The following is a 24,025-nucleotide window of genomic DNA, read 5'->3' as shown; positions in this document are numbered from 1 at the left end:
ACCTCATTTTATCATGTACTCTTTATTGTACGATAATTTTGCGGAATAGTCAAAGGTTAAGGGAGAGAAATCTATATCTTTTACTTTAGCTTTTATATGCAAAAAGACTAACTCTTGAAAAGAATAAATCACATTATGTTTATCTAATTCTTTCTAAGATTCATAATAATTCAATCTCTTACAATCAGTTTCTTATAAAATTTTGTTATTTATTCATCAATTCTTCAATCAGAGTTCGTGAGCTACCAAACTCATTTTCAAACATTTGATCAATAATATCTAAACACCTATCAGCAATATCGTCTCCCATATGTTTATCGTAAAGTTGCATCATCAATCTAGAAAGATATTCTTCTATTCGTCTATAATAATATGGTTCTAATTTCAATTTATTAGTTTTACTCACAATATTGCATACTGTTTCAAAAATGATGTTTTCATATTCTGAAATTGATTCTTGTTTTTCAAGAGATTCTAAAAAATAATAATATAATTTATCTCTATATTCAGAAGTTAGTAGATTAAATATTAAATCCTTATCTTCTTTAATATCTAATAAATCATCCCTGAATAGTTGTGGTAAAATTTTTTCTAAATTTGTAACATTCTTACCTAAATAATTCAGTATAATCCTCTTTGATTTGTCTTCATGGTTCTTTACCTTTAAATAATTAATAGCCATCTGACAAATACCTTCTACTTGAAGTCCACTTCCACTATATACAGTTGATTCCATATCTCCTTCATTTAAGTAAATTTCTGTAATCAGGCATGAAGCATTTTTTACAAGTAATGTATCTTTTGAATCAAAAGCTAACTGCAATAGAGATTGAATTTGTTCTTTCTCAACTTCGTATAGTCTATACAAAATGTAGTTACTATGCCAATGAGCTAACATCTTTTCATCCGTAAAAATCCCTCTAAATAACTCTCTAGCAAAATCCTTATCTAAATCCAAAATTATATACAGAAGAAAAATAGCATTTAAGCGTATGTAATCAGTCTTATCATTAGCAAGTGAAATGATAGTATTTTTGAAGTACGAAATGTTTGTTGGTGAATTTTCTATTAGTTTTGTTAAAGCATGTATTCCATGACCTCTTAAAGTTGAGTATGACTGTTGTAAATAATTTTCCATAGTTTGATTCTCGTTAAATTTATCAAGAGCATCTAAATCAGTTTTCTTAAGATAATAATTAAGCCTTTCCAAAACTTTCTCGGACCATTCTATGTTTGCGTGTTTCTCTATGACTCGGAAAAAATAATAAAGATTCTCCCAATTATTTTCATTTACAAAATTTAATAGTATGAATTCAAGATCACTTAAAACAGTATCTGGAATTTTTTCTAAGTCTACAATCCCCCCCAGTAGACCATCTATATAATGTTCATTGATTTTATGATTAGACGATAAGTTTAAAAATAAAGAAACGTACTCTTTAGGATTTTTAGAAACAGTACTTCTAAAATCAGTAGCCAATTCACTAGGAGAAGACTCAATAAATATGTTTCTCTCACTATTCCATCTACATTTTGTCTCACCTTTTGGGCTGATGAGAATATTTCTCCAAGATTTAGCAGAAATATTCTTACCTTGTAATGGAGAAACTACACTTCCACAATGTGAGCCATAAAAAGAATCAGAAAAACTATTAGATCGTTCTAATACCTTTAATAATTCGATAGCTTCTTTACTTATCCTTTCTTTCGGTAAAACTGATAGTAATTCAAATTGTAAACTTCCCCAAAATGGCCAATAAACCCTGTAATCATCTTGAGATTTATTTCTTTCAATTCTTCTTGCTAGTCTTTGTTTAGCCTCAGGTGAAACATAATGAATAATTTGTTCTTCAAGTTTATTATACATTTCTAACGAACAGCTCTGTGAAACTTTTGAAATCAACCGTTTGGCTAAAAATAATTTGCTTGAATGGCCTTGAGATTTTTCAAAGAGTGTTTTATCAAAATCAGCCAGTAAATATTCAACACAAGTATTAAAATAATTCGTAGGCAAGTGATACATTGCATCTAAAATAACTTCATTATAGAGATAATCACCATTTCCCATATAACTACTATAAATTTCAAAAAAAATCTCAGGATATTTCGAAATTAGACATTTATTGGTTTCATTTAATAAATGAAGGTAATATCTTTGTAAGTTATCGCGTTCTTTCAGGGTTGGATTGTATTTAGTAGAATTATTCTCGGAATACTTTTTAAGATAAGGCAATAATATTTTGACGATTTGTATACAATTTTTATCTATGTAATTATGCGAATCTTCGTCAAATTCCTTTGATTCACTATAAAATCTATTACTATTTTCAGAGCCTTGAAATTTGTCAAGAAATAAACATATAATCTTAATTGTATATGCGTTTATATTTTTATAGAAGTCGTCAAACAAATCTGGTTCTTTTAGATAAGATTTCCAATAATACAATCTTACCTTAAAAAATTCTTCTGAATCATTATGATAATCATTAAAGAAACAGCCCCGCCACTCATTTTTATCATCAGAATTTGCTATTGATAATTTGATAAATTTAATACTTTCAGTTGTGTAATTTGGAGAGATACTACTTAATAAATTTATTACTAATATTCTATTCTCATCAAACCACTTTTTAAAAATACCCTCTTCCACTAAAAAATTCACATATAATTGATGACTACTAATTACCGTTTGACACAAATGATTTCTATACTCTGTTTCTTGAATCAGCTCTGCTATATAATCTAAAATCTTTTTAGATGGTTCTTGAATACTTCCTAAGATTTCAAAGAAAACATATTTGAAATTAAACCTGACATTATCACTCTTTATTAATCTAGTTCCAAAATTTAAAAAATCTTTTTCTGATTCCTCTAACAATGATTGAAGAAAAATCTGAAATTGATATCGTCTTGTTGGATTCTGTTGTGTTTTATTTCCAAGAATGTCGTTTACATCAGAATTAGTATAGTAATCAAGAATCATTCGCTCTGCAACAAAACAGTCTAGGAATGACTGATGAACAAAAGAAACTTTGTTGGAATGTTCTGTTAACATCCCTTGACTAGTTAGATAACGCAAAGCCCTCTCATTACCCCGTAGTCTTCTCTTGCTAAATACAGTTTCACCTGTATCCGTAAATAGTTTTACAAATTTTTCTTTTAAATCACTCAGATTATCTTCAATGAGGCTAGCATCGTGACACTTCTCTGATAAATCTCTCCACCATTTGTCTACTAGATTATATGTACTTGTTATTTGATAGTACTCCTCTTTATTATTAATTTGTTCCCATATGTAGAGATTGCTAGGAGTTCTTAGTAACTGTTTTAATTTATTTGGAAAGCTATGGTATTTACTTCCTAAAATTTCCTCAACCTCATTTTCCAACAATTCATTAACTTCAACTTTATGCCAAGATTCAGTATCATCTTTCGATTTATTTTCAAATAACGCCTTAATTCCGTTATCATTTTCTAAATCATAAGTTCTGCAAACAAAAATAATTGAGATTTTATTTTCTCTTTCCAAATTAAGGTTCCGTATCTCTCGAATCAACTCCAAACAAGTCGCAAGTGAACTTTTAGAATTTCTTGCTGTCCATCTTAATGCATCTAGTTGATCTAATATGAGAACAGTATTATCCTCTTTAGAAAAAGCGTTCAAACAATAACTTATGCTAGCAGGAAATCCTAACTTCTCCCCCCATTCTTGTGCAGTACCCTCAGGAATATAACAATCTAGTTTTAAATCTAAGTGTAAAATATTACTTTTATTACACCAATCAATAATATTTTCTGTTAAACCACTTTTACCATTCCCAGCTTTCCCGTGAATGATAATTGATTTTCCTTCTTGAATATATTTCTTACATTCATCAAATTGTTTGCGAATTTTTAGACCGGAATCCAATGTTTTAAAGCTGTTTTTATACTCATCATTTAAAATATTTATTCTAGGTATTATCCTATCATCACGTGCTAAATTTCTGAATTCAATTTTCTCATTTTTAATAAATTTCTCCAAATCCTGAAATGAAAGCCATCTTCCATAAATTTCACCTTGTAAAATTAGATTAATGAATTTTGACTTTATGCTAGCAGCATCACCAATAAAATATTGACTAATCATATCTTTTATAAATTCTTCATTTTCTGGAGATGGATCTTGTCTAATCACCGTTCTACTTAAAAAATTTATAATTTTTGGAATATCTTTTTCCTTGGAAAATCCCAAATTATTAACATAGTTATCAAATAAGTTTTTAATCTCTGAAGATGTATTAACTTGATAATCAATAAAAGACTGAGCATTATCATTAGTCTTAGCTCTATAAATTAAATCAGAAAAGTTTGTAAACGGAAGTGGACTAACTAATGAAACTTTAGTTGTCAAGTCTCTGCTTAGATGCAATTTCCAATATTTCAAAATTCCACGACTATTTAAATCTGATAAAGTCCAATAATCTTTACTAGCATTTCTTCCTTTACATTGTTGAGCTTCTGTTATTCCGTTAGAGTATCTAACCCAAACGTCCACCCCCACTTCTTCTTCACCTATAGCTTCAACTTTAATAGCATCTATTTTTTCAGAAATAATATCAATAAATTTTAAAACAATCCAGTTAAACTCATATTTATTACCTAATTTATCTGCTCTTCCACCTGATTCATAAGGCATATCTGTACCTCTTTTGGATAATTTATTTATACTGATTATACCAAAAAAAACACAGTTTTTACACTGCGTTTTATTATATTTATATAATTACTTATTTCACCAACTTCTTCATCTCATCAATACGTGCGACGGTCGCGTCGTACTTAGCTTGGTAGTCGGCTTGTTTATCGCGTTCTTTTTGGACAACTTCTGGTTTGGCATTGGCTACGAAGCGTTCGTTAGAGAGCTTCTTGCCGACCATATCCAGTTCTTTTTGCCATTTAGCGAGGTCTTTGTCGAGACGAGCGAGTTCTTCTTCGACATTGAGGAGGTCTGCGAGAGGCAAGTAGATTTCTGCTCCTGTGATGACGCTTGACATTGCGAGTTCAGGTGCAGGGATGTTTGAGGCGATTTCCAAGTGTTCTGGATTTGTGAAGCGTTTGATGTAGTTGACATTGCTGTTAAAGAAGGCTTCCAAGTCGCTATCGCTAGTTTTAACAAGGATGGTGATAGGCTTGCTTGGTGCTACGTTAACTTCAGCACGCGCATTCCGAACAGCACGGATCAGGTCTTTGAGACTTTCTACACCAGTGTGGGCAGCAAGGTCTTCAAAGGCTGGGTTAACAGTTGGGTATTCTGCTGTAACGATAGAGCCTTCTGAGATTTGTCCAAAGATTTCCTCTGTCACGAATGGCATGATTGGGTGAAGGAGACGAAGGATCTTGTCCAAAGTGTAAAGGAGAACAGAACGTGTGATGACTTTCTCTTCTTCATTATCGCTATAAAGGACTTCCTTGGTCAACTCAACGTACCAGTCCGCAAATTCATCCCAGATGAAGTTGTAGAGGATGTGACCAGCAACACCAAACTCAAACTTGTCAAAGTTTTCAGTGACTTTGCCGATAGTTTCATTGAGGTTGTGGAGAATCCAGCGGTCTGTGACATTTCCAGCTTCCTTATTGGCAACTTTTTCAACATTGACAGTTGCTTGCTTAAGGGTCAAACCTTCATTGTTCATGAGGATGTAGCGAGAGATGTTCCAGATCTTGTTAATGAAGTTCCATGAAGCATCCATTTTCTCGTAAGAGAAGCGGACGTCTTGCCCTGGTGCAGAACCGTTTGAAAGGAACCAACGAAGGGCATCGGCACCGTATTTCTCGATGACATCCATTGGGTCAATCCCGTTACCAAGAGATTTAGACATCTTGCGTCCTTGCTCATCACGAATGAGACCATGGATAAGAACGTTTTGGAATGGCTGACGACCAGTGAATTCCAAGGATTGGAAGATCATACGAGACACCCAGAAGAAGATGATGTCGTAACCTGTTACTAAGGTTGAAGTTGGGAAGTAACGTTTGAAGTCTTCTGAGTCGACACCAGGCCAGCCCATGGTTGAGAATGGCCAAAGGGCAGAACTGAACCAAGTATCCAAGACGTCTTCGTCCTGAGTCCATCCGTCACCTTCAGGTGCTTCTTCGCCGACGTACATTTCACCCTCAGCATTGTACCAAGCAGGGATTTGGTGACCCCACCAGAGCTGACGAGAGATCACCCAGTCGTGGACATTTTCCATCCATTGGAGGAAGGTATCGTTGAAACGAGGTGGGTAGAATTCTACCTTGTCCTCTGTGTCTTGGTTGGCAATGGCATTTTTAGCCAATTGGTCCATCTTGACGAACCATTGAGTAGACAAGCGTGGTTCAACCACTACACCAGTACGCTCTGAGTGACCAACACTGTGGACACGTTTTTCGATTTTAACGAGGGCACCGATTTCTTCCAACTTAGCAACGACTGCCTTACGAGCTTCAAAACGGTCCATGCCGGCAAATTCGAAGGCCAAGTCATTCATGGTTCCGTCCTCGTTCATGACGTTAACTTGTGGCAAGTTATGGCGTTGACCAACCAAGAAGTCGTTTGGATCATGGGCAGGTGTGATTTTCACGACACCTGTACCAAACTCAGGATCTGCGTGCTCATCTCCAACGATTGGAATCAATTTATTAGCGATTGGAAGGATGACGTTTTTACCGATCAAATCCTTGTAGCGTGGGTCTTCTGGATTGACCGCAACGGCAACGTCCCCAAACATAGTCTCAGGACGAGTGGTCGCTACTTCAAGGGCGCGTGAGCCGTCTTCCAGCATGTAGTTCATGTGGTAGAAGGCACCTTCAACATCCTTATGAATCACCTCGATATCAGAAAGGGCTGTGCGAGCTGCTGGGTCCCAGTTGATGATAAACTCACCACGGTAGATCCAGCCTTTCTTGTAAAGTTCGACAAAAACCTTGCGAACAGCTTTTGACAAGCCTTCGTCAAGGGTGAAACGCTCGCGAGAGTAGTCTACAGAGAGACCCATCTTGCCCCATTGTTCCTTGATGGTAGTGGCATATTCGTCTTTCCATTCCCAGACTTTATCTAGGAATTTTTCACGACCAAGGTCATAACGCGTAATGCCCTCACCACGCAAGCGCTCCTCAACCTTAGCCTGAGTCGCAATCCCAGCGTGGTCCATACCTGGAAGCCAAAGCGTATCAAAACCTTGCATGCGTTTTTGACGGATGATGATATCTTGCAAAGTTGTGTCCCAAGCGTGACCAAGGTGGAGTTTACCTGTAACGTTTGGTGGTGGAATCACGATCGAATAAGGCTTAGCCTTTTGATCGCCTGAAGGCTTGAAAACATCAGCATCAAGCCATTTTTGGTAACGACCAGCCTCAACCTCGGCTGGATTGTATTTAGGTGAAAGTTCTTTAGACATGTGTGTGTCCTTTCTAGTTAATTTCTAAGCTACTTTGATAAGAATCTAAAATGTCAATAGTATCTCTTATAATAGGGCTCTGTGTGGCTTTGTAAAGAGATTTATTCCCAATAATATAAAACTCTTCTTTAGCTCTAGTCGCTGCAACGTTTAAAATATTGGGTTCAGAGACAGCCCAGCGAGCAGCCCCCTCACTCATATTATCTGCTCCAAGCACAAAATATACAATCTTATTTTCTTTTCCTTGGAAAGTATGTACCGTCCCTACATTTATAGGTTTTCCATTCTCCCGCTTTGTGAAACCGATTTTATCTAGTTCTTTTGCTAGTTGAACCGATACATTTTTAAAAGGAGTAATGACATAAATATCATCAAATTCCTCATGTCTTTTCTGCAACTCTTCTTTCAAATAATCAGCTTGCTCAGGAACAAATTTATCCTTAGCACCTCCACCAACGTCAAACCATTCTCCCAGACCTCGAGCTTCTTCCTTTCCTTGAACCATTAAATTATCATAAGAAATTTTATTGGAAATACTGAACATCGGATCACTAGAACGACGATGAACCCAGAGAGGAAGTCCTATCCATGTCCCATCTTGTTTTTTAAAACCATATCTACTAGCAGAATCCATCAATTCTTGCGTTGATGACACAAGATATTTAGAGGCTATCTTGTGGTGCTGTGCTAAAAATCCTAAAATATTTTTATCCATAGTCTGTACTGGTTGTATTTGAGAAGGATCCCCAACAGCCATAATATGCTTACTTCTAAAAATAGCCCCCACACTTGCTTGAGGTAATGCCTGACCCGCTTCATCAATAAATACATTACCGATACTATTTTCAGGCAAACACCGAAACATGGAATTAAAGCTTGCAAAAGTTGTACTAATAACTGGAACAGTGAAATTGACCCAATTCCACGCAGCTTTATATAAATCACTAGCATTATCTCTCATTGAATAGTTTTGAGGCTTCTCCCAAATCCATAATGCTTTTTCAAAATGCTTTTTATTGTCATATATAAATTGCTTCCTAACTGCCAGTGCTTTAATAAACAAACGACTCTGCTCTTCTCGATAGTCATCATCAAACCAAAAATTTGATACTTGTAGTTCTTCATATGGAACAGAAAAATTCAACTTTTTAACAGGGTATGTAGCAAGTTCCGATTGTAATTTCAAAATTTTTTCCTGATGACGAATTAATTTATCTTCTTGTTTAGATTTCCATTCATTATACCTCTGTTGCCTTTGACTCAATTGATTTAATTCAAGTTCATGCATTTTTATCTCTTTTTGCAAACCGTGGCAATATTGACTTTCATCATGTACTTTCTTCAGTTCTGCTTTTAGACTTTCATTCGCTTGATTCAATCTCGTAAAATAAGTATCTAATTTCGATGGTGTGAAAAGTCTTTTTAACCATAAGAAACGTGGAGCTTGTAATTTTATCAACTCAACATCTTGTGCTGCTATCTGTTTGTTAACATTTAACATAGAAATAAGACGCTCATGCTCAAACAGCTCAGATTCTATTTCCTTTTTACTATTTTCTAATTGAATATGTTTATCCCGTATTTTAGATAGTTCTGAACGTCTTTGGGCATCATCCTGATGAAACTCTATCTCAACCTGTTGGTAAGCATTTTTCAATTTTACATGCAATCGAATCTTATCTGCTATATCTTGCATCTTTTCTCTTTTATCAAATAGCTTCTGATATTGAATTTTAAACTCTTCGTATACTGATGGATTCGATTGAAATTTATCCGAATTCAACTCTTGTCGTATTGCTTTTAAAACATTTTGCAGACGGTCTCTATTCTGTTTTTTTCCACCTTCTATCGAAAACAATCCCCAATATTTTTTGTCGTTAGAAACATCTTCATCTTCTAACAATAAATCATTACTGATTTCAGCAAAGTAATCAATTTTCTTTAATTCATCTAACCAATTTAATTTCTGATAAATTTCTTTTCTTTGGGGTAATTCATTAACAATATTTTTAACAGCACCATTATTAGAACTTGCAACTACGATTCCTTTTTCTGCAATTTCTTTTGGTAATTTTGCAATAAGATCTAGTTTGTCATGACAAACTAGATCCCCTTTAAGCTTAGGAGCCGATAATTCACTAATAATTCTCGCCTGTTCCGTTACCAGATCTGCAAAAATATCTTTTAAAAGTGTCGTTTTACCAGTCCCCGGAGGACCATTGACACTTCTCACATCTTCATCCGCATTCGAAGCTAAATTTACAGCTACTTGTTGCATCATGGAAAGAGCATATTCAGGGTTACTAGGAAATCTTCCTAATGGATAATTTTTCGGTTCAAGTATAGTTTCTAAATCTTTGGGATTAAAATAGGATGATTCTTTATTGCCGTCCAAATTAACCCTTACAGAATCGAATCCTGATAAATAACGATTGAGATTTTCATTATAAATTGATTTTGCATATTTCAAATCCTTTAGAAAAAATGAATGTAAATTTATTTCGTCAGCAAAATTCTTAACAAAATAATATCTGCAATCACTTGGTGAAATCTCATACTTTTTGAGAAGTTTACTAAAAACTTCATTGAACTCTCCATCAAGAAACGCCTGACCTAACTGTTCTCGAAGCTCATTTTCTGCTATTAAGAAATCTTTAGGCAATTCCCCATTTTTGAAAATTTGCCCACTCATGGTTAAAAAAAACTTATCAGCTAAGAACTTCAAATCTTTATCAAAGTATAGAGCAAAAGTAAATTTATAAGAAGCTCTTCCCAATTCTTCCTCCGTCGCCTTTAAATTGTATTTGCCTCTTAACACTTCAATAATTTTTCGAAAAGGGAAAATTCCACAATAAACAGCAATCCCTGAACTGGATTTTAATTTTTGACGTTTAAAAAAATCTTTTAATATTGATTGATAATCATCACCTTGAAAAATCTTATACTTAGAATCACTTTTTTCAATATTCCCTTCTGATAATTGTTCTACTGTAATCCAAGCATCTAATATTTGATTATGACTACTTCTCATCATGTCTCCCTTAAAGCATATAAAAACAAGAATATATCTTACTCATTAAAAACTCTCCCACTCACTCCTCAGCAAGCCATATATCAGACTGTCACAACGGTTGCCTTGGGCATCTTTGCGGTCTCTTATGCGAGCTTCAAGGGTAAAGCCAAGTTTCTCTGCAACTCGTTGACTTTGAAGGTTATAACCAAAGCAAGTCAGTTCAATCTTATGCAGATTCAATTCTTTAAAAGCTAGGTCAATCAAGGCACGCGCTGCTTCTGGAACATAACCTAGACCCCAATGGTCTGGATTTAAGATATAGCCAATCTCCAAGACATCATCCTCGTGACGACGAGGGAAATCAACAGAGCCGATGACCTTATCGGTTCCTTTAGCGACAATTCCATAGCCCGCTGGGAGATTGTTCTTTTCATTACGCTCGGGCAGAATATGCTCTAGATAATAAATCTCATCTTCCAAGCTCTTGACGGGCGGAAAGCCTGCTGGGTAGGAAACTTCTGACCTACTGGCATAGTCAAAGATATCCACAACATCAGCCACGGTACGGACTCGCAAGACCAGACGCTCGGTCTCTATTCGTTCTGGCAACTCTGCTCTTGTCATCCTTCTACCTCTCTTTCTACAAAAAATCGCCCCTGCCATATCCATGACAGGGACGAATGTGTTTATCCGCGGTACCACCCAATTTCGGGCAGAGACGCCCGCAACTCTCGTCTTTATAATAAAAAGACAATATTATTTCATTTTTCATCCATCAGCAACCAGTTTTGACACATTTGTGGACTTCTCAGCACCGCCACTTTCTGTAAAATGTGAGACTCAAAACACCTCTAATGGCTCTATTGTAGCAAGTTTTTGACGGAAATGCAAGGGACAAGAAAAATTACTTGAAGCTGATTCCGTGCTCTTTTAATTTCTTGATGGTAGCTGGGCCGATTCCTTTCAAGGCAAGGAGTTCTTTTTCTGTCCAGTTTTTGAAGTCAGAAGCTGACTTGATGCCTTCATCATAGAAAGTCTTAGCGCGATCTACTGAGAGGCCACCCAAAGTAGCTGCGAAATCTTCTACTGAATTCGCCACTTTTTGAGCTTGTTCCTTGGTCGCTTCTACTGCTTGTTCCACTTTTTTAGAGACAACTTTTCCTGCTTGGCTGGCAGATTTTTCTGCATGTTTCACGACTTTCTTAGTCTCTTCGACAACCTTGGTCACCGTACTTGAAAATGCACCTGAGCGACGAAGGCTATTTCGCAATTGTTTTTTACGTTGGAGTTTCTTTGACATGATAAAATCCTTTCAATAAAAAATCCCTGCTCTGACAAGGATTTAATAAAGATATTCTATCAAGATTTTGGGAAAAAATCAAGAAAGTATCTGTATTTTAATAGTTTCGCTCACCAAACAAGCCTTCTGGCAGATCATGAAATCCCTTGCCTGCTTTGAAGTTTTCAAACTTACCAAGCAAAAACTGATAAGCATCCAAGCGACTCTCGTAGCGAATCATAGCATCTTTGGCGCGTTCATCTTGGTCTCCTTCGTAGACTTTTTGACTTTCCTTGTGCGCCATGTCGTTGATCATGATCTGGGTATTGACCCAGGCTTCAAATTCCTTCATAAATTCTTGTTCGTAACTCATTGATTCTCCTTATTCTAATCCACGGAAATAGTCCGTATCAATCTCTCGATAGGGCTGGATATCCTGAACATACTCTAGCACGCCTTGGAATTCCCCGTTTTCATCGTGTACTGCGGCATAGGTGATATGGACAAACTTGCCTCGCGACTCTGACTTGAACCACATTTCATACTTGTCCTTGACCCCTTCACGAAGACCTTTCATAACGGCCTTCACCTTGTCTAAGTACTTGGGCGGATGGCAGAGTTCTACATTGCGTCCGACTTGGGACGGCGTCCGTTTGAAAATCATCTCATCAGCCGGCGCATTGTCATTATAATACTGGAAAATATCGTCTTTATTGACAAAAGTGATCTCCATAGGGAGGTGATTGAGGATGAGGTTGGCCTGCTCGACGGAGAGATAGCCATTGCCAAAAGCCTGTTGACTATGACGGTCCAGTACCGCTTCCTTGTTCTTAGGGGTAAAGGTAATGGTGAACTGTCCTTCTGGTGTATCGATAACTTGCTGAACTTGACCTTCAGCCGTGTCTAGCTGCACGGGCTCCTCTGCGCTCTTTTCCTCAAGGAAACTCTGGCGCTCTGGCACCCATTTTTCAGACGGACGGATAATGGCATAGCCGTAGGCATCACTCTCCTCCTCAATCTGAATCCAGTCATCCTGGGTGAAAGACTCAAGGAGAATCATGAGTAGGATGGTCTCTTCCTTGAAAATCATACTTTCAAACTCTGTCGCAAAAGCTTCGAAATCTTCTTTTACAGTGTTAATCGACACTTCTGGTAGTGCCTTGGCTGTCGCTAGAGCTGTCTGAAAGAGTTCTCTGATCTGATCATCCACTCCCCACATGACTTTTGGGGGTGAATCGTGACCATAGCGCTCCATGATGGGGAAAAAGAGCTCTTCCTTACGCTGGTAGTGGACATCAAATTGCCCCAAAAGCCCCATTTGACGAACCAAACCCTTGCGCATCTCCGCAAGCATTTCCTCGTCTTCCATAGACTCATAGGTATCTAACAATCTCCGAATGCGAATCAAGGAAGCACGGAGAGCCAGATTTTCATCCTTGAAGACGCGAACTGGGTGACCTGGGTGCTCGGTATCTTCTACTTCGACGCCCTTTACTGCATTTTTAAAAAGATTAGCATGGACATCACAGAGTTCCATGACATCTTCAAAGGTGACACCTGAGTCTGAGTTCATCAGCTCGTGCTCCATGAGGGAAATCTCGATGGCTGAAACACCTGTAAAAGTCGCATCAAATCGCTCCTGAACTGACTCAGGAGAGGCGCCATTGTGCAATTCTAGCAAAATATCCCGTAGGATATGAATCCGTTCATCTGCCATTAGTCTAATCCAATCACTTCATAGCCGTTCGCTTCTAGCGTGCGGACAATCTTGTCCATAGGAGTTCCTTCAAGTTTAGAACCCTGTTTGAGCGATACTTTGCGACCGACTGTGTTGCGCATCAAGGGATTAGCAAGTGGTTTAAAACCGAGCTCCACTAGGATTTCCAAAACTTCTGGATGCTTGTCTACCACTTCTGCAACGGGTATTGACACATCGATGATATTGTCCATGACGACCTCCATTGTATGTTCTAATACTCAATGAAAATCAAAGAGCAAACTAGGAAGCTAGCCGCAGGTTGCTCAAAACAGTGTTTTGAGGTTGTGGATAGAACTGACGAAGTCAGTAACCATACCTACGGCAAGGTGAAGCTGACGTGGTTTGAAGAGATTTTCGAAGAGTATAAAATGATTTTACTGCTTATATTATACCATATAGAAAGAGATTAAAAAACTAGCAGCGGAGTTCCTGCTAGTTTCTTTCATTTCAAGTTATTCCTTATCATCTGGTTTTGCGAGCCACTGGGCTACATCCATCAGCTTGTCAGCAAGCAGTACTTTCCCGAAACCTACTAGAGCATTGTCATCTTTTTTCATGTTCTTCAGGACTTTGATGCTTTGCATCACGAAAAAGTAATTCCCGTAAGTCTTGGTCAGAATTTTAATGAATCCCATATTACTCACCTTCGATGATTTCAGCTTCTTTTCGGATAGTTTCTATGTCTTCTTGATATTGTTCTTCATTATAGTTAACTAATTTAGATAACTCCTGTTGCAAGCTTTCCCCCATCGGTTTCATGGTCGCAAAGGTTAAGCCACCTGAAATAATGCCACCTAGGATAGGAATGAATTTCCCCATTCCTTTGGCTAGGCCTCCTTTTGTCAGATTAACACCAAAAATTTTCAAAACTTTTTTCAAAATTGGATACCAGAGCGTCTTTGTCAAGGCTTTCTGAGGAACAGTTTTCATCACTTGCTTAGCAACAGCAACACCTCCTGCTCGAAGCAAGGCAGCTGTACCATTTACCCCAAGCATGACACCAAGATATAGCAAGAGGGTATTTTGAGCATCCTCACTTAATTCATCACGAGAAGCCCAAAGGTCATCGTAACCGTAAATATACCCCAATTCTTGAGCTAATTTTAATGAAAAAGCATAAAATTGAGCTACATCTGCTGGTATGGTAATTGCCATGGCAAGACCTCCAGGTAGGCCTGCTAAAACCGAGGTCCCACTGGCCAGCAAGACATTATCCATAATACAAGCATTAGCAACTCTATCTAAGATTTCCTGAGATAGCAAGCTAGAAGGACCCTGCTCCAATAATGTTGAGATATCCTTCGGATCTAATTCTTTAGAAAACTTGTCCACTAAAAATTTTGAACGATCAACTTTCACAACAGGTAGTTTCACCACTTGTTCCAATACTTGCATAGCTAGATCTTGTTCAGCCATTTCAATCTCCTTATTTCTTTTTTTCACATCTTATCATATCATACTATAAGAAAAATATAAAGCCTTTTCAAAAAAATCATTTGTTTAACTTTCTTTTTTACAGATTATTGCCTCGTCATATCTGGCACTCCAGCAACAAAAAAGAGGGTTCCCCCTCTTTCTTAGTTCTTATCCAGATTGCGTAGCATCTCGTCAATCTTGTTTCCATATTCGATGGATTCGTCTTTGACGAAGGTCAAATCTGGGATTTTGTACAATTTCAAATTGCGACCAAGTTCACGTTTGATGGTACCAGTTGCTTTTTCAAGCCCGATTTGAGCTTTTTGATTATCCGAAGCAAGGTTACTCAAAATGGTGTAGTAAACCTTGGCAACAGACAAGTCACCTAGCATCTGAACATCTGTGATGGTCACACCTTGGACACGCGGATCACGGACTTTCTTTTGCAAAATCTCATTGACTTCGCGCTTGATTTCCATGCCCACACGATCCGTACGGAAATGATTTGCCATTATATTCCTTTCTCTACTTTGAACCAAAAGCTAGGCCAGCAGACCTAGCTATTTCTGTTAGATAGAGGAACTAGAGCCATTTGAATCTAGGAAACAAGCCTTAGATAGAACTAAGGGTTCATCAAGGCGCTGTTGACGACGAGTCAAATTGGCTATCGTTTCTCTATTATCGTTTGATTTCTTCCATGACATAAGCCTCAATCACATCATCAGTCTTGATATCATTGTAGCCATCAATCATCAATCCACCTTCACGACCGTTTGTAACTTCTTTGACGTCGTCTTTGTAGTGTTTCAAGCTTGCGAGTTCGCCGTCATAGATAACGACACCGTCACGGATAACACGGACTTTAGAGTCACGGGTAACCTTACCGCTAGTAACCATAAATCCACCGATGGTTCCGACTTTAGACACTTTGAAGGTTTCACGGATAATTGCTTCACCAATAACTTTTTCTTCAAATTCTGGGTCAAGCATCCCTTTCATAGCTTCTTCCATCTCTTCGATAACCTTATAAATAATGCTGTGGAGACGGATTTCTACGTCATCAGCTTCGGCTTGTTGACGAGCTTGTGGTGTAGGGCGTACGTTGAAACCAACGATAAAGGCATTTGAAGCTTCCGCAAGGGTCACGTCAGATTCGTTGATAGCACCGACTGCCGAGTGAACGATAGTAACTTTCACACCTTCCACATCGATCTTTTGAAGGGAGGCAGAAAGGGCTTCAACAGAACCTTGTACGTCGGCCTTGATGATAACGTTAACAGACTTAAGCTCACCAGCTTTAAGTGTATCAAAGAGGTTTTCAAGGCTGACACGTTGGGTAGCTTGGCGTTGTTTCATGAGGGCACGTTTCGCACGTTCTTCACCGGCTGCACGCGCAGATTTTTCATCTTCGTAAACAGCAAAGTGGTCACCCGCCATTGGCGCTTCGTTCAAACCTGTGATAGAAACTGGCGTTGATGGTCCAGCAACCTTGACACGACGACCAAGGTCATTTGTCATAGCACGGACACGACCGAAGGTATTTCCGACAACGATAGGGTCTTGCACATTCAGAGTACCTTGTTGCACAAGAAGGGTTGCGACCGCACCTTTTCCTTTATCCAAACGAGCCTCGATAACCGTACCGATAGCACGCACTGTTGGGTCTGCCTTGAGTTCTTGGATTTCAGCCACAAGAAGGACTGTTTCCAACAATTCTTCGATATTTTGGTTGAATTTAGCTGAGATTTCGACAAATTCAGAATCTCCACCCCAAGCTGTTGACATAACACCATGCTCTGCCAATTCACCGATAACACGTTCTGGGTTGGCACCTGGTTTATCAATCTTGTTGATGGCTACGATGATTGGAACGTTGGCTGCTTTTGAGTGGTTGATGGCCTCGATAGTCTGAGGCATAACCCCGTCATCTGCCGCTACGACCAAGATGGTAATATCGGTAACAGATGCACCACGCGCACGCATAGATGTAAAGGCCGCGTGTCCTGGTGTATCAAGGAAGGTAATTTTCTTGCCATTTTCCACGATTTGGTAGGCACCAATATGCTGAGTGATACCACCCGCTTCACCTGTCGCAACACGAGAGTTACGAAGGGTATCCAAGAGAGTTGTTTTCCCATGGTCAACGTGTCCCATGATGGTCACAACTGGTGGACGTTCAACCAGTTCATCTTCATTGAGATAACCATCTTCGACGAAGAAGCGCTCGATGTCCGCATTGTCCACTTCAACCTTTTGTTTGGCTTCGATACCATAATCTACCAATAGGAGTTCAATGGTTTCTCCATCCAAAGATTGGTTTTGTGTGGCCATAACACCCATCATAAATAGTTTCTTAACGATTTCAGCTGGTTCACGTTTGATACGTTTTGCGATTTCCGCAACAGTCATACCATCCGTATATTCAAATTCGCTTGGCAATTCATGGAACTTACGTTCTGTAACAGGTTTTGGTGCCTGATTGCGGTTATTTTGCTTGTTGCCTTTTTTATTCTTTTTGTTGTTATTCCAGTTACTATTTCTTTGATTTCTCACTTGATTCTGACTACTTCGATTCTTTTGTTGTTTTCTAGGACCATCTTCTTCGTGATCATAATCGTCACGTTCTTTGTCTGGTCGAGCTTGTTTTTTACGACGTGTATCCACTGGCGCTTCCTTGGCTGCAGGAGCTACTGTTACGGCTGGCTGCGTTTGTTCAGCTAGCTTAGCAGCTTCCTCAAAGATTTCTTCAGGCTCCTTGCGTTTATTAGCTTGAGCCAAAGCTTCTTTAGCAGCTTGCGATTGTTTGAAGCGCTCCTCGCTTGAGCGTGCGTACTCTGCATTTTGCTCTGCTTTTAGGGCTGCTGCACGGGCTTTAAAGTCAACACGTGGTCCAGCTGGTTTTGGCTGGAAGTCTTGTTGCTGACGGCGATCATTACTACGATTTCCTTGACCTTGTGGTTTCTTCCCTTGGTCGTTAAAACGGCGATTGTCGCGGTTTCCTTGACCAGGTTTGCCACCATTACGGCCGTCGTTTTTCGGACGGTTGCCGTTTTGTTGTTGGTCACGGTTATTGCCCTTGTTTTGTTTGCGTCGCTCTGCCTGCTCTTTTGCACGTGCCTCACGCTCCGCCTTGAAGTTTCGGCTCTGCGGTCTTGCAGCCACCACTTTTTCTTCCTTAGGAGCTGCAGGTGCAACTGGTTTGCTTTCTTCCTTTGCGGCAGCTGGTTTATCCGGAACAGACTTTTCTGCTTTCTTTTCTACACTTGCTTTTGGTGCTACAGGTTTTGCTTCTGCCTTAGGAGCAGGTGCCGATTTAAAGCTAGCTGCGATTTGCTCAGCAGCAGCAACTTCCACGCTCGATGAGTGGCTTTTCACATCCAAGCCCAACTCTTTTGCACGCGCTACAACTTCTTTACTTTCTTTTCCAAGTTCTTTTGCGATTTCGTACAATCTTTTCTTAGACAAATCATGTCCTCCTCTTCTATTCCATAAGAGACCTCATTTTCTTTGTAAATCCAGCATCAGTCACAGCCAAAACCTTTCTTGATTTTCCGACTGCTATGCTTAATTCCAGTGTTGAAAACACGGTTATAACTTCTACTTGATAATAGTCACTTTTATCTTGAATCTTCTTGGTTAGATTAGGGCCAGCATCATGGGCTAGAAAGACTAGCTTGGCTTTCTGGTCTTGGATGGCCTTAACCACCAATTCCTCACCTGATATGATCCGACCTGCTCGTTGAGCAAGTCCCAAGAGATTGCTTATTTTTTGCTTATTCAAGTCCTAACTCTCTTCTTTTTACTTTGTGATCCACATAAGCGATCAACTCGTCATAGAAGCTTTCTTCCACTTCCATGTTAAAGCTGCGGTTAAAGACTTTCTTCTTTTTCGCCTCTAGGGCTTCTGCATTGTCTAGCTTGATATAAGCGCCACGGCCATTGGCCTTGCCTGTCGGGTCGATAAAGATCTCTCCTTCTTTGTTCTTGACAATGCGGAGCAAATCACGCTTGTCAATCACTTCGTTGGATACAACAGACTTGCGCAAAGGGATTTTTCTTGTTTTCATCTTTCCCTCCTCTAGCAGCTTTTATTCTTCGATCAATTCATCCGAAACTGCGTAATCCACTTGACCTGCTTCTTCCATAGCTTCAAACTCACTGGCAGACTTGATATCGATACGGTAACCCGTCAAGTGAGCTGCCAAGCGAACGTTCTGCCCACGACGACCGATAGCAAGAGAAAGCTTGTTATCAGGTACAACGACCAAGGCACGTTTGCTGTCGTTTTCATCAAAGATAACTTGGTCAACCTCTGCAGGTGCGATAGCATTGTAGATAAACTCAGCCGGATCTGCTACCCACTCGATAACGTCGATGTTTTCTTCAACAGGAATCATACGGTCGCTCTTAGCGTCGTAACGAGCTGGGTGGAACTTGCTGGTGATTTTCTTGATATTGGCACCACCACGACCAACGATTGTCCCGATAGCGTCCACGTTTGGATTGTGGCTACGAACGGCAACCTTGGTACGGTCACCTGCTTCACGAGCTACGCTCATGATTTCAACAGTTCCATCATACACTTCTGGGATTTCTTGCTCCATCAAGCGTTTGATCATTTCTGGATGGCTACGGCTAACAAAGACATTGACACCACGAGGGTTGTCTTCAACCTTGTAAACGTAGACTTCGATACGGTCGTGGGAAGCAAACACCTCTCCAGGGATTTGGTCTTGTTTTGACAATTGGGCTTCGATGCTACCGAGATTGACATAGATAAAGCGGTTGTCAAAACGTTCTACCGTACCAGACATGATTTCTTGTTCATGTTCTTTGTAAGTATTATAAGTGATGGCACGTGTTTGCTTGCGCATTTTTTCCATGATGGTTTGTTTAGCAGATTGGGCTGCTACACGACCAAACTCAGCTGGTGCTTCTTCAAACTTAATCTTGTCACCAAGCTCATAGGCTGAATTAATGGCAAGGGCATCTTTCAAGCTGATTTCCAAACGGCTATCAAACACTTCATCAACAACTTCACGGACAGTATAAACTGTAAAGTCACCTGTCTTTTCATTGAAGTCGATAGCTACGCTGTCTGATTGACCATAGCGTCTACGATAAGCGGAACGAAGCGACTCTACTACTGCGTCGATGATGTCTTCTTTTTTGATTCCCTTGTCTTCTTCCAAAATGCGGAAGGCCTCTAGCATTTCTTTACTCATGTTCTTTTTACTTTTGAATCCTCAAAAGCTATCCTTTCTTTTCTATAGTTTTACTGCTAAACGTGCTTTTGATACTAAACTGTATGGAATTTGAACTGTTTTCTTACGTGTTTTGTCCATATACTCCATAGTCAACTCGTCCTCTTCAAAGGATAGCAAGGTTCCTTCAAAGACTTTTTGTTTATCAATGGCTTGGTAGAGCCCGACATGAATGTATTTCCCAACTGCTCCAGCGACTGCATCCTTGGTTTTTAAAGGACGTTCCAAGCCTGGACTGGTGATTTCTAGGAAATATTGTTCTGGGAAGGGATCGGGCTTGATGGTATCTAAGACAGGACTGATAATTTCTGTCAAGTCTGCCGTGTCGTTCAAGGTAATTCCTTCAGGTTTATCTACAAAAATACTGAGAATCATGTCACTGCCAATCTTTCCATACTCGATATCCACGAGTTCGAAAGGCGCTTGGATGACAGGTTCTACAACTTCTCTGACTAATTCTACGATTGTTGCGATTGCGTCCACCTCCTCATAAGCAAGAGGCGAAGATATTTCCCCGCCTCTCTTTCTCATATTCTTACTATTAGTATAGCACGTTTGGCAATTTATGTAAAGCATAAGCACTCAAACGGCTGGTTTTCAAGCTATTTCTTAAAATTCTGCTTCAACTCGGTAGATTACTTGACCTTTGCTGGAGAATTTTTGCTCATACTCTGTCATGACATTGCCTTCAAAATCACTGGCATGCAAGTCCAGCCAAACACCATTGAGTTTCATCCCATACTGAGAAAAGCTCACTAGGCTGTACTCAAATAAGCCACGATTGTCTGTCTTGAAATGGATTTCCCCATTCTCAGGCAAGATGCGCTTGAAGGTATCCAAGAAACTCTTGTAAGTCAAACGACGTTTTTCATGGCGTTTTTTAGGCCAGGGATCAGAAAAGTTTAGGTAGAGACGATTAATCTCACCGTCTTCAAAGTAGTCCGTCAAATCAGAACCATCTACCCACAACAACTTGATATTAGGCACTCCAACTTCTAATACCTTATCCAAGGCATAACTTAATACCGACTTTTGGATGTCAATCCCGATGTAATTGATGTCAGGGTTCTGTTTGGCCATTCCAGATACGAAGGCTCCTTTCCCACTCCCAACTTCAACATGAATAGGATGATCATTTCCAAACAAGTCTCGCCATTTCCCTTTGGCTTCCAAGGGATTGAGGACAACATACTGGGGATTAGCCTCTAGTAACTCTGTCGCCCCTTTACGATTTCTAACTCTCATCTCTTCTTTCCATACTTGTCACGGAAGACACGCAAGGCATAAATCTCCCGGTTTACATTATCTAAATCTTGATTTACAAAGTATTTGGCAATCTGGCTCAAGTAAGAATACTGACCATACCAATACAATTTATCTAAAACTGTCTGATTGTACTTATAACCGTAATAAGTTAGCCAATCATGCCAATGTTGCTCTGGAATATAATGACACAGCATATGCGCCACATCAAACATGCGATCCGTCAGACGAACCGAATCCCAATCCACTAGATAAACGAGTCCACTCTCTGTCTCAATCCAATTACTATGGCGAAGATCACCATGCACAATCGTTGCATGGTCTTCTCTAAAACCTGGAACTGTCCTGCGCAAATCATCAATCACCGAGTTTAAGTACTGATGTCGTTTCAAGACTTCGGGTGCTTCCTGCCTCCAAGACTGCAACAAGTCTACTGGCGTCTCCATGGTATATCCCAAACGGCTCAACTGCTTCATCAAGGGACGTGAGCGGTGAAGACGCGTCAAGATATTGATGATCTGCTTGCGATTCATATCGTGCGGTGTCAAGATTTTACCCGTCAACCATTCCTGGGCACACATATCACGACCATCTGGCAAACGACGAGTCCATAGTAATTGAGGAGCGATTTGTTCTCTGGCTAAGCCAGGTAGGATTGGAGAGGTGTTCATTTTTACAAAGACGCGCTTCCCATCAGGGTAGCTTCCCATATAAGCCTTGCCACTCTTCCCAGGTATAGGGGTCAGCGTTAGCTCATTATCACCCAAGTCCATTTCTTTCCTCCGTATAAAGTTTCCTTACTATTCTACTAGTTTTTGGTCTATTCGTCAACCAATCTTTTTAGTTGGTAAGGTAAATAAAACAATTGTAGGAAGAGACTAGCCCCTACAAGAGCCAACAAGGCTATTTTTTCTTGAAAAACCACTGCTCCGACTAGCAATTCCAACAAAAGAACGACACTTCCAACACCGAGCACAATCTGTTTTAAGCCCTTCTCTTTTTCACCCTTTTCTAAAGGAAAGAGCTGGGTTAAGTATTGGTAGTCAAAGGCATGATAGAGTGCTAGCAACTGAAAGAGCAAGAGGTAATTAAACAGGACAACCACTGCTGTCGTAATCCAAGACTGCTCGATAAAGATTACAGCTAACAAGGATAGGAGCAAGAGGCGGAGACTGAGCGCAAAGAGGTCTCCATTTCGCAAGTAAGAACGAAGATAGAGGTTTTGCCAAATCTTCCCTGGCACCTTTTGAACAGTCTTTAGGATAAAATCCAGATAAGCGCGACGTTTGACACTATTTGAAACACCCTTAACCTGAGTAAAGAGAGCAAAGAAACGAAGCAAGACTTGCTTGCGCTTGCTTTCTTGGGTGATCACATAGTCCCAGTCGATTCCAGTCTCAGTAAGAAATTTACTGGCCTTTTGGCGAAAGAGGAAGTATTTCCCAGCTCCCAGTAAAAGCACATGGATGAGAAAGACTGGCAAGCCATAACCCATGGCTAAAAATAAGGGCGCAAACAAGAGTAAAAAGAGGGTTTGAACAATTGTCCAGAAAACCAATGAGCGCACCGTCTGCCCTTTGAGGTGAGACTTAACCTCCTCTTCACTGGCTAAGAGAAAGAGCTTGTCAGGTACTTCCATGTAGGTCGCGATTCCTCCCCAAGCCAAAAGCAAGATAGATACTATTACTAAAAACAAGAGAATAGGCCAGTGATTTTCAGGAAAATCTTGCAAGAGTTGACTGTACTGGTAAGCTAGAAAACCGATGAGAACTAGCAGGAACAAGACAAAGTGGTCATTTAGGACATAACGTAGATAACCGACACACTCCTTACGAAAAGCCTGCTTTCGCTTTAAAAACAAGTCTTTCATAGCTCCTCCTCTTTGGTCAGAGCCAAGTAAATGTCATTCAAACTCGCTTGAGGCATGTCAAAGGCTTCGCGGAGTTGCTGGAGGTTCCCCTGAGCCCGCACCTCCCCCTTGTGGAGAATAACAAAGGCATCACACATCTTCTCCGCCGAATCCAAAACATGGGTACTCATGAGAATGGACTTGCCTTTTTGCTTTTCTACTTCTAGAAGCTGAATCAAGTCAGAAATGGCCAGCGGATCGAGCCCAAGGAAAGGCTCATCAACGATGAAAAGGCTCGGATCCACCACAAAGGCACAGATAATCATGACTTTCTGCTTCATCCCTTTGGAGAAATGCACTGGAAACCAGTCTAATTTTTGATCCAGACGAAACATTTTTAACAAAGGTTCCACACGATCAAAAGCCACTTTTTGCCCAATACCATAGGCCATGGCAACCGTCTCGATATGCTCTCTGAGGGTCAATTCCTCATACAAGCTAGGCGTTTCTGGGATGTAGCCAATCTGCTTGCGATAGTTGGTCGCATCTTCTCGCAGGGTTAAACCATTAATCTTGATTTCCCCACTGTAAGGCGTCAAAAGACCGATTATCTCATTGATAGTCGTTGATTTCCCAGCACCGTTGAGGCCAATCAAACCGACCAACTGCCCACTTTCAACGGTAAAGGACACATCTTTCAAGACAGGAACGTGAATATAGCCTCCTGTCAGGTTTTTAATTTCTAACATATTTTCTCCAAA

The 24,025-nt window shown here is 39.7% G+C and carries 20 protein-coding genes; all 20 read right to left on the bottom strand.

Annotated elements, in window-relative coordinates:
- Positions 1–205: 205 nt before the first annotated feature.
- Positions 206–4,678, bottom strand: a complete 4,473-nt coding sequence (locus DG474_RS02060) for a hypothetical protein (protein WP_255778688.1) — start codon at positions 4,676–4,678, stop codon at positions 206–208.
- A 91-nt stretch (positions 4,679–4,769) separates the two neighbouring features.
- On the bottom strand, positions 4,770–7,421 hold the full coding sequence (locus DG474_RS02055) for a valine--tRNA ligase (protein WP_255778687.1): 2,652 nt from the start codon (positions 7,419–7,421) through the stop codon (positions 4,770–4,772).
- A 13-nt stretch (positions 7,422–7,434) separates the two neighbouring features.
- Positions 7,435–10,452 carry a DEAD/DEAH box helicase gene (locus tag DG474_RS02050; protein ID WP_001257862.1) on the bottom strand — a complete coding sequence of 1,006 codons (3,018 nt, stop codon included), beginning with the start codon at positions 10,450–10,452 and terminating at the stop codon, positions 7,435–7,437.
- A gap of 45 nt (positions 10,453–10,497) precedes the next feature.
- Positions 10,498–11,058, bottom strand: coding sequence for a GNAT family N-acetyltransferase (locus tag DG474_RS02045; RefSeq protein WP_000196174.1), 561 nt, complete (start codon positions 11,056–11,058; stop codon positions 10,498–10,500).
- Positions 11,059–11,338: 280 nt separating this feature from the next.
- Positions 11,339–11,734, bottom strand: a complete 396-nt coding sequence (locus DG474_RS02040; protein ID WP_000038703.1) for a helix-hairpin-helix domain-containing protein — start codon at positions 11,732–11,734, stop codon at positions 11,339–11,341.
- A gap of 97 nt (positions 11,735–11,831) precedes the next feature.
- The gene (locus DG474_RS02035; protein ID WP_000119715.1) at positions 11,832–12,086 is read right to left on the bottom strand and encodes a DUF1912 family protein; all 255 of its coding nucleotides are present in this window, start codon (positions 12,084–12,086) and stop codon (positions 11,832–11,834) included.
- A 9-nt stretch (positions 12,087–12,095) separates the two neighbouring features.
- Positions 12,096–13,430, bottom strand: coding sequence for a DUF438 domain-containing protein (locus DG474_RS02030; protein ID WP_255778686.1), 1,335 nt, complete (start codon positions 13,428–13,430; stop codon positions 12,096–12,098).
- Positions 13,430–13,663 (bottom strand): DUF1858 domain-containing protein, encoded by a 234-nt coding sequence (locus DG474_RS02025; protein ID WP_000368739.1) that lies wholly within the window; start codon positions 13,661–13,663, stop codon positions 13,430–13,432. Before DG474_RS02025 ends, DG474_RS02030 begins: the two co-directional genes overlap by 1 nt.
- A 261-nt stretch (positions 13,664–13,924) precedes the next feature.
- Complete coding sequence (locus tag DG474_RS02020) at positions 13,925–14,107, bottom strand: hypothetical protein (RefSeq protein ID WP_000505783.1); 183 nt, start codon at positions 14,105–14,107, stop codon at positions 13,925–13,927.
- A gap of 1 nt (position 14,108) precedes the next feature.
- The gene (locus DG474_RS02015) at positions 14,109–14,888 is read right to left on the bottom strand and encodes a hypothetical protein (protein ID WP_000840376.1); all 780 of its coding nucleotides are present in this window, start codon (positions 14,886–14,888) and stop codon (positions 14,109–14,111) included.
- Positions 14,889–15,049: 161 nt separating this feature from the next.
- Positions 15,050–15,400 (bottom strand): 30S ribosome-binding factor RbfA, encoded by a 351-nt coding sequence (gene rbfA, locus DG474_RS02010; RefSeq protein ID WP_001273601.1) that lies wholly within the window; start codon positions 15,398–15,400, stop codon positions 15,050–15,052.
- 166 nt (positions 15,401–15,566) lie between these two features.
- Positions 15,567–18,353: a translation initiation factor IF-2 gene (gene infB, locus DG474_RS02005; protein WP_255778685.1), complete on the bottom strand. Its 2,787-nt coding sequence runs from the start codon at positions 18,351–18,353 to the stop codon at positions 15,567–15,569.
- Positions 18,354–18,369: 16 nt separating this feature from the next.
- The gene (locus DG474_RS02000) at positions 18,370–18,669 is read right to left on the bottom strand and encodes a YlxQ-related RNA-binding protein (protein ID WP_001041396.1); all 300 of its coding nucleotides are present in this window, start codon (positions 18,667–18,669) and stop codon (positions 18,370–18,372) included.
- Entirely contained in the window at positions 18,662–18,955 is a 294-nt protein-coding gene (gene rnpM / locus DG474_RS01995) for an RNase P modulator RnpM (RefSeq protein WP_000857555.1), read from the bottom strand. Before rnpM ends, DG474_RS02000 begins: the two co-directional genes overlap by 8 nt.
- Before the next feature lie 21 nt (positions 18,956–18,976).
- A complete protein-coding gene (nusA, locus tag DG474_RS01990) occupies positions 18,977–20,113 on the bottom strand; it encodes a transcription termination factor NusA (RefSeq protein ID WP_255778684.1) in 1,137 nt (378 codons plus the stop codon).
- A 42-nt stretch (positions 20,114–20,155) separates the two neighbouring features.
- Positions 20,156–20,635 carry a ribosome maturation factor RimP gene (rimP, locus tag DG474_RS01985; protein ID WP_000338692.1) on the bottom strand — a complete coding sequence of 160 codons (480 nt, stop codon included), beginning with the start codon at positions 20,633–20,635 and terminating at the stop codon, positions 20,156–20,158.
- A gap of 126 nt (positions 20,636–20,761) precedes the next feature.
- Positions 20,762–21,397 carry a tRNA (guanosine(46)-N7)-methyltransferase TrmB gene (gene trmB, locus DG474_RS01980; RefSeq protein ID WP_061415776.1) on the bottom strand — a complete coding sequence of 212 codons (636 nt, stop codon included), beginning with the start codon at positions 21,395–21,397 and terminating at the stop codon, positions 20,762–20,764.
- Complete coding sequence (ccrZ, locus tag DG474_RS01975) at positions 21,394–22,188, bottom strand: cell cycle regulator CcrZ (protein WP_093585866.1); 795 nt, start codon at positions 22,186–22,188, stop codon at positions 21,394–21,396. Before ccrZ ends, trmB begins: the two co-directional genes overlap by 4 nt.
- 47 nt (positions 22,189–22,235) lie before the next feature.
- Complete coding sequence (locus tag DG474_RS01970; RefSeq protein WP_255778682.1) at positions 22,236–23,285, bottom strand: ABC transporter permease; 1,050 nt, start codon at positions 23,283–23,285, stop codon at positions 22,236–22,238.
- Positions 23,282–24,013 (bottom strand): ABC transporter ATP-binding protein, encoded by a 732-nt coding sequence (locus DG474_RS01965; RefSeq protein WP_255778681.1) that lies wholly within the window; start codon positions 24,011–24,013, stop codon positions 23,282–23,284. The genes DG474_RS01970 and DG474_RS01965 overlap by 4 nt, the downstream gene beginning before the upstream one ends.
- Between the last annotated feature and the right edge of the window lie 12 nt (positions 24,014–24,025).

This window comes from Streptococcus oralis, assembly GCF_024399415.1.
Classification (GTDB): Bacteria; Bacillota; Bacilli; order Lactobacillales; family Streptococcaceae; genus Streptococcus; species Streptococcus oralis_CS.
The sequence above is the reverse complement of the archived record's forward strand: the minus strand, read 5'-3'. Positions and strand labels throughout refer to the sequence as shown.